This is a genomic window from Streptomyces sp. L2 (assembly GCF_004124325.1).
Classification (GTDB): Bacteria; Actinomycetota; Actinomycetes; order Streptomycetales; family Streptomycetaceae; genus Streptomyces.
Genome location: NZ_QBDT01000001.1, coordinates 650216 through 664072, shown reverse-complemented (window position 1 = coordinate 664072; position 13857 = coordinate 650216). Strand labels below are relative to the sequence as shown.

The 13857-nt window shown below is 72.2% G+C and carries 15 protein-coding genes and 1 tRNA gene; 8 read left to right on the top strand and 8 right to left on the bottom strand.

The genetic code is table 11. The features are described from left to right. Position 1 precedes the first annotated feature (1 nt). Both DBP14_RS02925 and DBP14_RS02920 read left to right on the top strand, forming a co-directional pair. On the top strand, positions 2 to 913 hold the full coding sequence (locus DBP14_RS02925) for an ATP-binding cassette domain-containing protein (RefSeq protein ID WP_129305482.1): 912 nt from the start codon (positions 2 to 4) through the stop codon (positions 911 to 913). 105 nt (positions 914 to 1018) lie between these two features. Beyond that, on the top strand, positions 1019 to 1267 hold the full coding sequence (locus DBP14_RS02920) for a hypothetical protein (RefSeq protein ID WP_129305481.1): 249 nt from the start codon (positions 1019 to 1021) through the stop codon (positions 1265 to 1267). Positions 1268 to 1362: 95 nt separating this feature from the next. Here the strand turns inward: DBP14_RS02920 and DBP14_RS02915 are convergent, their stop codons facing one another. The 3 genes from DBP14_RS02915 to DBP14_RS02905 form a co-directional block, all read right to left on the bottom strand. After that, on the bottom strand, positions 1363 to 2367 hold the full coding sequence (locus DBP14_RS02915) for a Gfo/Idh/MocA family oxidoreductase (protein ID WP_129305480.1): 1005 nt from the start codon (positions 2365 to 2367) through the stop codon (positions 1363 to 1365). A gap of 35 nt (positions 2368 to 2402) precedes the next feature. Next, the gene (locus DBP14_RS02910; protein WP_129305479.1) at positions 2403 to 3179 is read right to left on the bottom strand and encodes an SDR family oxidoreductase; all 777 of its coding nucleotides are present in this window, start codon (positions 3177 to 3179) and stop codon (positions 2403 to 2405) included. A 62-nt stretch (positions 3180 to 3241) separates the two neighbouring features. Next, on the bottom strand, positions 3242 to 4408 hold the full coding sequence (locus DBP14_RS02905) for a Gfo/Idh/MocA family oxidoreductase (protein WP_277752684.1): 1167 nt from the start codon (positions 4406 to 4408) through the stop codon (positions 3242 to 3244). A gap of 198 nt (positions 4409 to 4606) precedes the next feature. Here DBP14_RS02905 and DBP14_RS02900 point away from each other — a divergent pair, with 198 nt between their 5' ends. Further along, positions 4607 to 5617, top strand: coding sequence for a LacI family DNA-binding transcriptional regulator (locus DBP14_RS02900; RefSeq protein WP_129305477.1), 1011 nt, complete (start codon positions 4607 to 4609; stop codon positions 5615 to 5617). Here the strand turns inward: DBP14_RS02900 and DBP14_RS02895 are convergent. The 3 genes from DBP14_RS02895 to DBP14_RS02885 all read right to left on the bottom strand — a co-directional run bounded on the left by DBP14_RS02895 (position 5607) and on the right by DBP14_RS02885 (position 7633). Next, a complete protein-coding gene (locus DBP14_RS02895; protein ID WP_129305476.1) occupies positions 5607 to 6431 on the bottom strand; it encodes an SAM-dependent methyltransferase in 825 nt (274 codons plus the stop codon). The two genes, DBP14_RS02900 and DBP14_RS02895, sit on opposite strands and share 11 nt — an antisense overlap. 84 nt (positions 6432 to 6515) lie before the next feature. Beyond that, complete coding sequence (locus tag DBP14_RS02890; protein ID WP_129305475.1) at positions 6516 to 6761, bottom strand: DUF397 domain-containing protein; 246 nt, start codon at positions 6759 to 6761, stop codon at positions 6516 to 6518. A gap of 2 nt (positions 6762 to 6763) precedes the next feature. Beyond that, the gene (locus DBP14_RS02885) at positions 6764 to 7633 is read right to left on the bottom strand and encodes a helix-turn-helix transcriptional regulator (protein WP_129305474.1); all 870 of its coding nucleotides are present in this window, start codon (positions 7631 to 7633) and stop codon (positions 6764 to 6766) included. 313 nt (positions 7634 to 7946) lie between these two features. On the opposite strand from DBP14_RS02885, the gene DBP14_RS02880 reads away from it, so the two are divergent. Both DBP14_RS02880 and DBP14_RS02875 read left to right on the top strand, forming a co-directional pair. Next, the gene (locus tag DBP14_RS02880; protein WP_241740782.1) at positions 7947 to 8252 is read left to right on the top strand and encodes a hypothetical protein; all 306 of its coding nucleotides are present in this window, start codon (positions 7947 to 7949) and stop codon (positions 8250 to 8252) included. A gap of 185 nt (positions 8253 to 8437) precedes the next feature. Then, entirely contained in the window at positions 8438 to 8962 is a 525-nt protein-coding gene (locus DBP14_RS02875; protein ID WP_129305473.1) for a hypothetical protein, read from the top strand. Positions 8963 to 8986: 24 nt separating this feature from the next. Here the strand turns inward: DBP14_RS02875 and DBP14_RS02870 are convergent, their stop codons facing one another. Further along, complete coding sequence (locus tag DBP14_RS02870) at positions 8987 to 9565, bottom strand: TetR/AcrR family transcriptional regulator (RefSeq protein ID WP_129305472.1); 579 nt, start codon at positions 9563 to 9565, stop codon at positions 8987 to 8989. Positions 9566 to 9749: 184 nt separating this feature from the next. Here DBP14_RS02870 and DBP14_RS02865 point away from each other — a divergent pair, with 184 nt between their 5' ends. The 3 genes from DBP14_RS02865 (at position 9750) to DBP14_RS02855 (ending at position 13117) form a co-directional block, all read left to right on the top strand. Further along, on the top strand, positions 9750 to 11219 hold the full coding sequence (locus tag DBP14_RS02865) for an MFS transporter (protein ID WP_129305471.1): 1470 nt from the start codon (positions 9750 to 9752) through the stop codon (positions 11217 to 11219). Positions 11220 to 11264: 45 nt separating this feature from the next. After that, a tRNA-Pro gene (locus DBP14_RS02860) sits at positions 11265 to 11338 on the top strand. Between the two features lie 207 nt (positions 11339 to 11545). Beyond that, positions 11546 to 13117, top strand: coding sequence for a cellulose binding domain-containing protein (locus DBP14_RS02855; RefSeq protein ID WP_129305470.1), 1572 nt, complete (start codon positions 11546 to 11548; stop codon positions 13115 to 13117). A 43-nt stretch (positions 13118 to 13160) separates the two neighbouring features. Here DBP14_RS02855 and DBP14_RS02850 read toward each other — a convergent pair whose 3' ends face one another. After that, the gene (locus DBP14_RS02850) at positions 13161 to 13847 is read right to left on the bottom strand and encodes a GntR family transcriptional regulator (RefSeq protein ID WP_241740781.1); all 687 of its coding nucleotides are present in this window, start codon (positions 13845 to 13847) and stop codon (positions 13161 to 13163) included. Between the last annotated feature and the right edge of the window lie 10 nt (positions 13848 to 13857).

The following is a 13857-nucleotide window of genomic DNA, read 5'->3' as shown; positions in this document are numbered from 1 at the left end:
GATGAAAAGCGACAAGAGCGGCACGCACGGCATGGTCGTCGCCGACACCCCGCCCGCCTCCGGCCGCCCCCTCGTCGAACTGCGCGGCGCGGGCAAGTCCTACGGCAACATCCGCGCCCTGCACGGAGTCGACCTGACCGTGCGGGCCGGCCAGGTCACCTGTGTGCTCGGCGACAACGGCGCCGGCAAGTCCACCCTGATCAAAATCATCTCCGGGCTGCACCAGCACACCGAGGGCGAGTTCCTAGTCGACGGCACCCCCGTGCGCTTCTCCACCCCGCGCGAGGCACTGGACCGGGGCATCGCCACCGTCTACCAGGACCTGGCCACCGTCCCCCTGATGCCGGTGTGGCGGAACTTCTTCCTCGGCTCCGAGATGACCCGCGGCCCCTGGCCCGTGCGCCGCCTCGACATCGCCCGGATGAAGGCCACCGCCGACCAGGAACTGCGCCACATGGGCATCGTCCTCGACGACCTCGAACAGCCCATCGGCACCCTGTCCGGCGGCCAGCGCCAGTGCGTGGCCATCGCCCGCGCCGTCTACTTCGGCGCCCGGGTCCTCATCCTCGACGAGCCCACCGCCGCCCTCGGCGTCAAACAGTCCGGCGTGGTGCTGAAGTACATCGCCGCCGCCCGCGACCGCGGCCTCGGCGTCATCTTCATCACCCACAACCCCCACCACGCGTTCATGGTCGGCGACCACTTCAGCGTCCTGCGCCTGGGCACCCTCGAACTGTCCGCCGCGCGCAGCGACATCACCCTGGAGGAACTCACCAACCACATGGCGGGCGGCGCCGAACTCGCCGCCCTCAAGCACGAGCTGTCCCAGGTGCGCGGCGTCGACGTGGACGAACTCCCCGAGTCGAAGGACCTCACCGCGCCCGCCACGCCCACCGGCGAACGGCCCTCGTGACCCGGTGAACCCCCGCGCCCGCCCTCGGTGCCTTCGGGAACCGACGGGCGGGCTCCGGCGTTCTCCTGGAAGACGGGGAGTCCCCGCGCGACGGGAGGACACGACATGGAGCACGGCAGGGAACGCGGCACGGAACACCGGCACACCCCTCAGGAGCCGGCCGGTACGGCCACCGGGGTCACCGTGGCCGGTACGGCCGACTCGTCCGGCGCCACCGAGCGCCGGCTCCGCTTCGGCACGCTCCCGGAGCGCATACGGCCCGAGGACACGGTCGAGACCCGCCCCGCCACCCTCCCGGACCCGGCGCGCGACCGGTACGACCCGGACGAGTGGATGGTGCGCTACTGCCTCTGACCTGCGGACGCGAGAAGACCGGCACCCGCTCGCGGGCGCCGGTCTCCTGAACGTGCTGGACCTCCGGGACTTCGAAGGCCTCCAGGGCCCCGGGATCAGGCTCCGCGGACCTCCTCGACCGTCACCGGCCGGTGCTCGCGCAGCGACAGCGTGCAGGCCTCGGCGATCCAGCCGGCCTCCAGCGCGTCCTCGACGGTGCAGGGGGACGGCCGGCCGCCCGCCACGACCTCGGTGAAGGCGGTGAGTTCCGCGCGGTACGCGGCCGTGAAGCGGTCCATGAAGAAGTCGTGCGGGGTGCCGGCCGGGAAGGTCACGCCGGGTTCCACCGACCGCAGCGGCAACTGGTCGTCCAGGCCCACGGCGATGGAGTCCCGGAAGCCGTGCAGCTCCATGCGCACGTCGTAACCCCGGGCGTTGTGGCGCGAGTTGGAGACCACGGCGATCGTGCCGTCGTCCAGCGTCAGAATCGCGCCCGTGGTGTCGGCGTCGCCGGCCTCCCTGATGTACTCCGCGCCCCGGTTGCCGCCCACCGCGTACACCTCGGTGACCTCGCGGCCGGTCACCCAGCGGATGACGTCGAAGTCGTGGACGGAGCAGTCGCGGAAGATCCCACCGGACGCGGCGACGTACGCGGCCGGCGGCGGCGCCGGGTCCAGCGTCGTCGAGCGGACCGTGTGCAGCTTCCCCAGCTCGCCCGCCAGGACGGCCTGCCGTGCGGCGGTGAAGCCCGCGTCGAACCGGCGGTTGAAGCCGATCTGGATCGGTACGTCGCTGCCCCGCACGGCCCTGAGGACCTCGCTGCCCTCCGCCATGGTCCGGGCGACCGGCTTCTCGCAGAAGACGGGCACGCCCGCCTCGACCCCGGCCACGATGAGCGCCGGGTGGGCGTCGGTGGCCGCCGCGACGACGAGGCCGTACACCCCGGCGGCCAGCAGCGCCTGAGGAGAGTCCGCGACCTCGGCCCCGAACCGTTCGGCGGCCGCCTTGGCCGCGTCCGCGAACGGGTCGCACACGACGAGGGACTCGACGGCGGGAAGGCCGGAGAGGGTCTCGGCGTGGAAGGCGCCGATGCGGCCGAGGCCGAGGATTCCGATACGCATGGTGCTCCTTGAGTGCGAAAGTGCCGGACGGACGGTCAGTCGAGTCCGCCGAGTACGTTCTGGTCCCAGTCGATCACCGATCCGGTGACCACGCCCGACCGGTCGGACAGCAGCAGGACGACGACGTCCGCGATCTCGTCCGGTCGGCCCAGCCTCCCCATCGGCAGCCGGGCGGCGGCCTGCTCCCGCCAGTCGTCGCCGGCGCCGTGGAAGGCGCGCTGGGTGGCGTCCTCGCCCTCCGTCGCGGTCCAGCCGATGTTCAGGCCGTTGATCCGGATCCGGTCCCAGCGGTGGGCGTGCGCCGCGTTCCTGGTGAGTCCGGCCAGCCCGGCCTTGGCGGCGACGTACGGGGCGAGGAAGGGCTGCCCGCCGTGCGCGGACGAGGTGATGATGTTGACGATCGTGCCCGGCGCCTCGCGGGCCAGCATGTCGGCGACCGCCGCCTGCATCGCGAAGAACGGCCCCCTCAGGTTGACCGCGATGTGCGCGTCGAACAGCTCCGGCGTGGTGTCCAGCAGCGTGCCCCGGGAGGTCAGTCCGGCCGAGTTCACCAGGCAGTCGATCCGCCCGAAGACCCGCACCACCTCGGTCACCGCCGCCTTGGCCTCCTCGGCTTCGGACAGGTCGGCGCGGACGTACAGCGCCCGGCCGCCCGCCGCCGTCAGCTCGGCCACCAGGGCCTCACCAGGTTCGGCGCGGCGGCCGCTGACGGCCACGACGGCGCCCGCCCGGACGGCGGCCCGCGCGACGGCGGCCCCCACGCCCTGGCTGCCGCCGTTGACGAGGACGACCTTGTCGTCGAGAAGTCCCATGGAATGCCTGCCCTCTCCCTGTCCACTTTCCGCGTCGGCCCTGTGACCCGCCCGCGACCGGCCTACGACACCGGCAGGTCGACCCACGTCCCGGTCTCGGCGGACACGGCCATCGCGTCCAGTACCTCGGCACTGCGCACCGCGTCGGCGAGGGTGGCGCCGTACGGCCTGTCCTCGGCGACGGACCGCAGGAACCGGTACGCCTCGATCACCTTCAGGTCGTCGTAGCCCATCGCGTTGGCCGCGCCCGGCTGGAACGCGGCGAACTCCCCGTCGCCCGGGCCGACGTACACCGTGCTGACGGGCTGGTCCTGGTACGTCGTGCCCTGGCTGACCCGCAGTTCGTTCATCCGGCGGAAGTCCCAGAACACCGCGCCGCGCGTGCCGTGCACCTCGAAGCCGTAGGCGTTCTGCTCGCCGACGGAGACCCGGCAGGCCTCCAGGGTCCCGCGCGCGCCGGAGGCGAAACGCAGCAGGCAGCCGACGTAGTCCTCGTTCTCCACCCGCCCCGGTTCGCCGCCGGACGCGCGGGCGTGCCCGGCGGTGGCGCCGGCCGGGCGGGCCCGTTCCGGCACGAAGACCGCCGTGTCGGCGGTCAGGGCGGCGATCTCGCCGAGCAGGAAGCGGGCCAGGTCGGCGCCGTGCGAGGCCAGGTCGCCGAGCACCCCGCTGCCGCCGCGCTCCCGCTCGTACCGCCACGTCAGCGCGGACTCGGGATGTGCGGCGTAGTCACTGAACAGCCGGACGCGCACATGCGTGACCGCGCCGATCCCGCCGGACGCGACGAGATCGCGGGCGGCCTCCACGGCGGGCGCGTTGCGGTAGTTGAAGCCGACCGCGCCCCGCACCCCGGCCCCGGCCACGGCGGCGGCCACCGCCCGGGCGTCCTCGGCGGTGAGTCCCACCGGCTTCTCGATCCAGATGTGCTTGCCCGCCTCGGCCATGGCCACGCCGATCTCGCGGTGCAGGAAGTTCGGCGCGGTGATGCTGACCGCCCGCACGCGCGGGTCGGCGGCCACCTCGCGCCAGTCGCGGGTGGCGGAGGCGAACCCGAACCGCTCGGCGGCCTCCTCGGCCCGGCCCGGCACCTCCTCGGCGACCGTGACCAGCCGGGGCCGCAGGGGGAGCCCGGGATAGTGGTGGGCGACCCGGGCGTACGCCTGGGTGTGCACCCGGCCCATCCAGCCGAACCCGACGACGGCGACCCCCAGCGCTTCCGCCGGTGGCACCGCCTGGCCTCCTCTCGCCGGTGCCACCGCTTCGCCGCCCCTCGCCGCTTCCGCCATGGCAGTCCTCTCCTCGGCCTGTCGCCCGCCCGTCGACAACGGTTGGACCGGTCCACATCCTGTGCGGCCCACCTTTGTCCTGACAAGCCCAGCGTGTCAAGCCTTTGACAGCGCGGCGGATGGCATGGAACGGTCCATCCCATGAGACCGCCGACGATCCGCGACGTGGCCGAACGCGCCGGCGTGTCCAAGTCGCTGGTCTCCCTGGTGCTGCGCGGCTCCGGGCCGGTCCGAACCGAGAAGCGCGACGCCGTGCTGCGGGCCGTCCGGGAGCTGGGCTACCGGCCGAACGCCGCCGCCCGCAGCCTCAGCGAACAGCGCACCCGCACCGTCGGCGTCCTCCTCGACGACCTGCGCAACCCTTGGTTCGTCGACCTCCTCGACGGCCTCAACTCCGTGCTGCACACGGCCGGCCTGCACATGCTGCTGGCCGACGCCCGCCTGAACCGCCGTACCGGACACGACCTCGCGGGCCCCTTCCTGGACCTGGGCGTCGACGGTCTGGTGGTGGTCGGCACGGTCCCGGACGCGGGCGGGCTCGCCGCGCTCGCCCGGCGGATGCCGGTGGTCGTGGCGGGCGCGCGGGAGCCGGAACTCCCCGGGGTGGACGTCGTCACCGGGGACGACGAGCACGGGGCCCGGCTCGTCACCGAGCACCTCCTCGGCCTCGGCCACCGCCGGATCGCGCACCTCGCCGGCCACGGAGCCGTCGGCGCGCTGCGCCGGAGGGGATTCGAGGCGGCCATGCGCGCGCACGGCGCCGAGCCGCTCGTCGAGCCGGGTGATCTCACCGAGGAGGGCGGCTACCGGGGGACCGTACGGCTGCTCAGCCGCCCCGAGCGGCCCACGGCCGTCTTCGCCGTCAACGACATGGCCTGTGTCGGCGCCCTGTCGGCGGCGGAGGAACTCGGCCTCGCCGTACCGCGCGACCTGTCGGTGGCCGGCTACGACAACACCAGCATCTCCCGGCTGCGGCACGTCTGGCTGACCACCGTCGACACCGCCCCGCACGAGGTCGGCCGCCGCGCCGCCCGCTGCCTCCTCGACCGCTTCGAGCGGCCCGGGAAGGAGCGGCGCGTACGACTGGCCGTGCCGAGAGTGGAGATCCGGGGGACGACGACCGGGCCGCCGCGGGCGGTTGTCAGGGCTTGATGCCCACACCGGTCCACAGGCTGACCTGGGCGTCGGTGGGCGGCTCCGTGGCATCGGCGTCGCTCGCGGGATCGGGCCGCCAGCGGTGGCCCACCGTGATGCCCGGGTCGAGGAGTTCCAGACCGTCGAAGAAGCGGGCGACGTCGGCGCGGGCGCGGAACTGCACGGGCGTTCCCGCGTTCACGTAGATGTCGGTGACCTTCTGCCAGGTGGAGGGATCGAAGTCGGGCGTGCAGTGGCTCAGTGCCAGGGCACTGCCGGAGGGCAGTGCGTCGAGCAGACGGCTGACGATCCCGTACGGATCCTGCGGGTCGGTGATGAAGTGCATCAGGGCGTTGAGGGACAGCGCCACCGGCTCGTCCAGGTTCAGCACCTCTGTGAGGACGGGGGCGTCCAGCAGGGAATCGGGGTTCTTGGCGTCGGCCTCGATGTATGTCGTGCGGCCCTGGGCCGTGCTGCGCATCAGGCGCTCGGCGTACTTCAGGACGAGAGGGTCGTTGTCGGCGTAGACGACCTGGGCGTCGGGGACGACGGACTGGGCCACCTGGTGCAGGTTCGGCTCGGTGGGGATGCCGGTGCCGATGTCCAGCCACTGGCGGATGCCGTGCTCCCGCGCGAGCACCCGGGTCGCGCGATGCATGAAGGACCGGTTCTCACGGGCGCACACGAAGATGCCGGGATAGACGGCCGCGACATTCTCGGCCGCCTGCTTGTCCACCTCGAAGTGGTCCTTGCCGCCCAGGTAGTAGTCGTACATGCGGGCGGAGTGGGGCCTGCTGGTGTCGATGTCCCGCGAGGCCGGCGTGCTGCTCATGCTGTTCCCTTCCGTAGGTGCGGGGCGTGCAAAGCGGGGGGCGACCTGAGGAGTGGCGCCGTTTTCCGGATCCATGCTTCAGGTTCAGCCGGCCGTCAGATGATCGGCGAGGCCCTTCTTGACTCCTTCGAGGAATGCGCTGATCTCCTCGGTGGTGTAGATCAGCGCGGGCCCGGAGGGATCCGTCGACTGGCGCACCGCCACGCGCCCGTCGGTGAGTTGCTTCGTCTCCACGCACTGGCCTCCGTTGGGCCCGCTCCACGGGCACTCCCAGCCGTGCTCACCGAGGTCGGAAGCGGGCATCCCGTTGTAGACACTGACATGGCTCATGATCACGAGTACTCCTTGCGCATGCGTTGCAACAGCGCCCTGCTGTCCGCCGAGGAGGTCAGCAGCGACATCCGGTTGTGCGCTTCCAGGTGGGCGGCGACATCCGAGCGCTGGTCCAGGTACATGGAGGCGGTGAGGACCTCGCTGTAGACGACGTCGGGCAGCTCCGGCTCCTCGAACCGGAAATAGGTGAAGGGGGCGCACGCGCCGACATGGGCGCCCGCGGAGAACGGGACGACGTCGATGCTGACGTGCTCCAGCTCCGAGACGTCGAGGAGCCGGTCGATCTGCTTCCGCATCACCTCCGGCCCGCCTACGACGCGGTGCAGGACAGCCTCCTCCATCACCACCCACAGCGTGGGCGCCTCCTCGCTCCGAAGCAGCGTCTGCCGGCGCAGTCGCGCCTGGACGCGCCGCTCGAGATCTTCCCCGCCGTCATTGGGAAAGCCGCCGCGCAGCACGGCGCGCGCGTAGTCGTACGTCTGCAGCAGCCCGGTGACGTAGTGCGGCTCATAGGTGCGCAGAGTCCTCGCACCGGTCTCCAGGCTGACGAAGGCGGAGAACCAACCGGGCAGCACATCGCGGTAGTCGTGCCACCAGCCCGGCTCGTTGGCTCGCTCGGCCAGGGCGACGAATTCGTCGATCTCTTGCCGGTCGGCTCCGTAGGCCTCCAGCAGCCTCTCCACGTACAGGGGCCTGAGCGCGACCTCCGCCTTCTCTAGACGCCGGATGGTCAGCGGCTTCACCCGCAGGGCACTGGCAGCGTCCTCCAGCGACACCTCGGCGCTCTGCCGCCTCTCCCGCAGTCGCCGGCCGAGGATCATCCGCAGAACCGTCGGCGCGGGGTTCCCCGCTCCCGAACGACCCTCCATCGCAGCAACTCCCCTCTCTGATGGTCCATCACCGTACCGTGCTGCGAGGTGATCTAGTGATGACATCAGTTGGATACCGCCTGGCTGAAATTATCAGGGAAGCAGTTGCAGCGTGAAGTCGGCTGGGAGCATAGTTACATGCGTAAGCAGACTCGCCGCACACTCGGGCCCTCGCCACCAACAACCGCTGATGCGCACGGTGTTGACGCCCAATCGTTCGAGGGTGCAGCGCCGAATCGAAGACACCTGTCGGGAAGGCAATGCCGCCGCTCCACCTCTTCGCGGCCCCGGCCCCGGATGGAAGGCAACCACCATGTCCCCCCACACGCCGCTCCTCGCCCCCACGCCCTCAGGCGCATCCATCGGCTCCGCACGCGGTGCGGCCGCGACCTCGACGGGCCTGATGCACCGCTCGCACCCCTGGCTCGGCCACCTGGTGACGGACTCCGCGACAGGACGGCGGGGAATCCTGCGTGCCATCGCCCCCGAGGACACGACGCCGACACCGGTCGCCTGGCTAGCCCCGCGGAGAGGCGGCATCGAATGGACGACGGCGCCGGAGAACCTGACGGATCCGGCACCGATCACGCCGGCCGGCTACCCGGAAGGGACGGCGTGAGGCGCTAGACCGCCTCGCTCCCGTACGTCACGGCCGTCTTTGCGCGCACCACGGAGTCATCCGGCGCGCGTACGGGCCGCCGCCGCCCCGCCGTAGGCGGTGCGCGGGGCAACGTGCCTGGTGGAGGACGCTTCGTCGGGTTACCGGAGTGGCGGCGGGCCGGTCGGCGCGGAAGGGTGGAAGGCATGGCCCACCCCACGACCGCCGCCCCCGCACCGCAGCCGCACGCGCACGCCCGCGACACCCGCGAGATGGTGTTCTTCGGCGGGGTCTACGGCGCCGTCCTGGCCAGCTCCATGGTGGCCGCGCTCATCGAGCACGGCCACAACTCCGCCTCCAGCCGCCGCTACGACGCCCTCTGGGTGCTGGTCACCGCGCTCGCGTCGGCCCTCGCCCACGGCTACGCCCACTACATCGCCGAGCGCACCCCGCAGCGCCGCTGGGAGGCCGTGCGCGCCGTGCGTGACGAGTGGCCGCTGGTCGCGGTCGTCCTGCCGACGGTCTTCCTGCTGGCGGGGGCGGGCTGGGGGTGGTGGCCGGCCACCGGGGTGGAGTCACAGGCGTTCGGCCTCAACATCGTCATCCTCTTCACCCTCGGCCTGATCGCCGCGCGCGGGCAGTCCCGCAGCTGGCCGTCCGCGATCCGGCTGGGCACGGCGGACGCGCTGCTGGGCGTGCTCGTGGTGGTGGCCAACGCGCTGATCAAGTAAGGGGGCCGGACGCGTCGGTGGGCCTCAGCGGGCGGTGCGCACGCCGTCGAGGGCGATCGCCAGGACCCGGTCGCGCTGGGCGTCGTCCTCGAACGCCGTCGCCGTGATCCCGGCGACCATCCGCAGCAGGTCACCGAAGTCCATGTCGGTGCGGGCCACACCCGCCTTCTGCGCGCGCTCCAGGAGCGGGCCGCCGGCGCCGTACATCGAGTCGCGGCAGGCCAGGAAGATGTCCGACTGGTCGTTCAGGGCCTCCCGCACGGCCCGCTTCGTGACCATGTAGCCCGCGAACCGGCCCAGCCACGACGTCAGCGCCTCCCAGGGCTCGCGGTCGGCGAGCTCCTCGGCGGCCCGGCACAGGGTGTTCACCTCGTCCGCGTACACGGTCTCGAAGAGGTCGCGGCGGGTGGGGAAGTTCCGGTACAGGGTGCCGATGCCGACGCCCGCGCGGCGGGCGATGTCCTCCAGCGACGCCTCCGCTCCGTGCTCAGCGAAGGCCTCCCGGGCGGCGGCGAGCAGGGCGTCGTAGTTGCGGGCGGCGTCCTTGCGGTGCGGCCTGCGGGCGGCGACGATCTCGCTGACGGGCAACGGCGTGGCGGTCACTGGGTGCCTCCCGGACGGGACTCGGTGAACCGGAGGTGATCCTCCGATCAGTTGAACCGGAGGGGTACCTCCGCTACAGTGGAGGGGTACCTCCACTTTACCAGTGCCGGTGTGACCCCACCGCGCTCCCTCACTCAGCACTTCCTCCATCCTCCGTGTCACCGGATTCCGGAGAGGCTCCGCCATGCCCCGCACGTCCACCCGCCTCACCTTCGCGGTCCTCGCGACCGGTGCGGGCGTGTTCGCCATGCTGCAGTCGCTGATCGCGCCGGCCCTGCCGACCGTCCAGCACGCCCTGCACACCTCGCAGTCCACCGCCACCTGGGTGATGACGGCGTACCTGCTGTCCGCCTCGGTCTTCACCCCGATCCTCGGCCGCGTCGGCGATCTCGCAGGCAAGAAGCGCACCCTCGTCGCGGTCCTGGTGACCGTCCTTGTCGGCTGCCTGGTCGCCGCGCTCGCCCCGACCATCGGCGTCCTGATCGTCGCCCGGGTCGTGCAGGGCGTCGGCGGCGCCCTGTTCCCGCTCTCCTTCGGCATCATCCGGGACGAGTTCGCCCCGTCCGAGGTCAGCGGCAGCATCAGCGACCTGTCCGCCGTGATCGCCGCGGGCGGCGGCGTCGGCATGGTGGCCGCCGGCCCCATCGTCTCCGCCCTCGACTACCGCTGGCTGTTCTGGATCCCGGTCGCCGTCGTCGCCGCGACCGTGCTGATAGCCCTGCGCTACGTCCCCGAGTCGCCCAACCGTGCCGAAGGCAGGGTGAGTTGGCTCGGCGCCGGGTTGCTGTCCGCCTGGCTGGTCGCCCTGCTGCTGCCGCTGAGCCAGGCCGTGCAGTGGGGCTGGGGCTCGGCGCGGGTGCTCGGCCTGTTCGCCGCCGCCGTGCTGCTGTTCGCCCTGTGGCTGCGCAGCGAGGCCCGCTCCCGCACCCCGCTGATCGACCTGCGGGTGATGCGCCTGCCCGCGGTGTGGACGACCAACACCGCCGCACTGCTCTTCGGTGCGGGCATGTACGCGATCTGGTCCTTCCTGCCCGGCTTCGTCCAGACCCCGTCCTCCGCCGGGTACGGCTTCGGGGCGAGCGTCACGGCCTCGGGTCTGCTCATGCTGCCGATGCTTCTCGCGATGTTCCTCTCCGGTGTCCTCGCCGGACGCCTCGAACCCCGCGTCGGCGCCAAGGCGTTGCTCACCGCGGGCGCCGCTCTCGGCGCGCTCGCCTGCGGCGTCCTCACCCTGTGGCACGACGAGCAGTGGCAGATCGGTGTGGTCGCGGCCCTGTTCGGCCTCGGCATCGGCTTGGCCTACGCCGCCATGGCGAACCTGGTCGTGGGCAGCGTGCCACCCGAGCAGACCGGCGCCGCGACCGGCATGAACGCCAACATCCGCACCATCGGCGGCTCCATCGGCGCCGCCCTCACCAGCGTCCTGGTCACCGGCCGGCTCCAGCCCTCGGGACTGCCCTACGCCTCCGGCTACACCCACGGCTGGGCCCTCCTCGCCGTCCTGATGCTGGCCGCGTCGGGCGCCGCCCTCCTGGTCCCGGCACGCCGCGCCGGCCGTACACCGCGCGCCGCCGCGACCTCGTCGCCGACGACCTCGTCCCCGACGGGCGCGACCCCGACGGACGCGGCCCCGGCACCCGCGCGCGTGCGGTAGGGTTGACCTGCGTGATCACGCGGAACACCACCGCGTGGGCCGCGACGGGACGTGGCGCAGCTTGGTAGCGCACTTGACTGGGGGTCAAGGGGTCGCAGGTTCAAATCCTGTCGTCCCGACGTGCGGAAGACGCGGTCGAGAGGCCGCTCCGAGGAGGACTCGGAGCGGCCTCTCGCTCATTTCCGGGACACCCGTGCCGGTCTTTTCCCCGCGCACCGTCTTGACGGATCGTCCGCTGGTCTGTACCAACAGGGGGAGTCATCTGGTATGGACCAATCCTGTGCGGCCTCGGCGCCCCTGTGGCGCCCAACCCCCTGGAGGCAGCGATGCGAAGACCGTCCGCACTCCTCGCCGTGTTCGTCACGGCCCTGCTCCTCGTACTCGCCCCGCCCGCACACGCGGCGGGTTCACCGACCGCGGCCTTCGCCAAGCCCTCGGAGTGGAGCGGCGGTTACCAGGGCCTCTACACGATCACCAACGGAAGCGGCAGCGCGCTGTCCGGCTGGACCGTCCGGTTCGACCTGCCCGCCGGCACCACGGTCGGCTCGTACTGGGACACCCTGCTGACCCAGGACGGCAGCCACTACACCTTCAAGAACCGTGAGTACAACGGCTCGCTGGCGCCGGGCGCGAGCGTCACCTTCGGCTGGGTGTCCAGCGGCACCGGCGCACCGGCGAACTGCACGCTCAACGGCGCACCCTGCACCGGGGGTTCGGGCGGGAACGACACCACACCGCCGAGCCTGCCGACCGGTGTGACCGTCGGCTCCGCGACCAGCTCTTCCCTGACCGTCCGCTGGAGCGCCGCCACCGACGACTCCGGGTCGGTCGCCGGATACGAGGTCTCCCGCGACGGCGGCACGCCCGTCCCGGTCACCACCACCTCCTACACCGCGACCGGACTGCAACCCGGCACCGGCTACTCCTTCCGGGTCCGCGCCAAGGACGCCGCGGGCAACCTCTCCGCCTACAGCGCGGCCGTCAGCGCCACCACGACCACCTCCGGCGGCACCCCACCGGGCGGCGGCGTGCACACCGCGCCCTATATCGACATGGGCGCCTGGCCCACCCCGAGCATGCCCGACATGGCCTCGGCCGGCGGCACCGACAGCTACACCATGTCGTTCATCACCGCGTCGGGCTGCAAGGCCATGTGGTTCAACGCCTACGACCCGCGCGACGGCTGGGCCAAGGACCAGATCGACGCGATCCGGGCCCGAGGCGGCGACGTCAAGGTCTCCTTCGGCGGCGCCTCCGGCATCGAACTCGCCCAGGCCTGCGACTCGGTGGACTCCCTGTTCACCGAGTACGACGCCGTCGTCAAGGCCTACGACCTGCGGTACGCCGACTTCGACATCGAGGGCGCCGCCGTCGCGGACACCGCCTCCATCACCCGGCGCTCGCAGGCCCTGGCACGCCTCCAGCAGGCTCACCCGGGCCTCAGGATCTCCCTCACCCTGCCGGTGCTCCCCGAGGGCCTCACCTCGGACGGGCTGAACGTGGTCAAGGCCGCGCGGGACGCCGGGGTCGACCTCGACCTCGTCAACGTCATGGCCATGGACTACTACCGGAGCACCGACTACGGCGACGCGGCCGTCCAGGCCGCGCAGAGCACCTTCACCCAGCTGAAGTCCCTCTACCCGGCGAAGTCCGACGCGCAGCTCTGGGCGATGCTCGGCGTCACCCCGATGCTCGGCCAGAACGACGACGGCCACGTCTACGACCAGGCCGACGCCCGGCAGCTGGTCGCCTTCGCCCAGGGCAAGCACCTCGGGGAACTCGCCTTCTGGGAGGCCACCCGGGACCGCAACGCCTGCACGGGCGCGCTGTACAAGTGCACCAACATCCCGCAGTCACCCTACGAGTTCGCGAAGATCTTCGCGGCCTACACCGGCTGACAGCGGCCTGCACCGGCCGACGACCGGGGGCCGCGTCGCGCGCTCAGTCCGACGCGGCCCACAGGCTCCGCACGTGCCCGAGATGCCGGGTCATGATCGCGTGTACGGCCTTCTCGTCCCGCTCCAGCAGGGCGTCGAGGAGCTGGAGATGCTCGTCGGCCGAGGCGAGCAGACGGCCCGCCTCGGCCAGCGCGGTGAGCCCGTACAGCCGGGACCGGCCGCGCAGGTCGGCGACCACCTCGACCAGGTGCGCGTTCCCGGCCAGGGCGAGCAGCCCCAGGTGGAAGCGGGTGTCGGCCTCCACGTAGGCGATGAGGTCCCCGGCGGCCGCGGCCGCGACGATCTCCCGGGCCGCCGGCCGCAGCGCCTCCAGCGACACCCGGTCGGCGGTCCGCGCCAGCTCCACCACCGTGGGAATCTCGATGAGCGCGCGGATCTGCGTGTACTCGTCGAGCTGCCGGTCGGATACGGCGGTGACCCGGAACCCCTTGTTGGGCACCGTGTCGACCAGCCCCTCCTTCGCCAGGTCCAGCATCGCCTCCCGTACCGGGGTCGCCGAGACCCCGAAGCGGGCGGCGAGCGAGGGCGCCGAGTAGACCTCGCCCGGCCGCAGCTCGCCCGCGATCAGCGCGGCCCGCAGCGCCTCGGCGACCCGCTCCCGGAAACTGCTGCGGCGGCCGCCGAGCCGGGGGAGTTCGGGTGCCTCGGCCGGCCGCGGCCCTGGTGCCATGTCACGCATC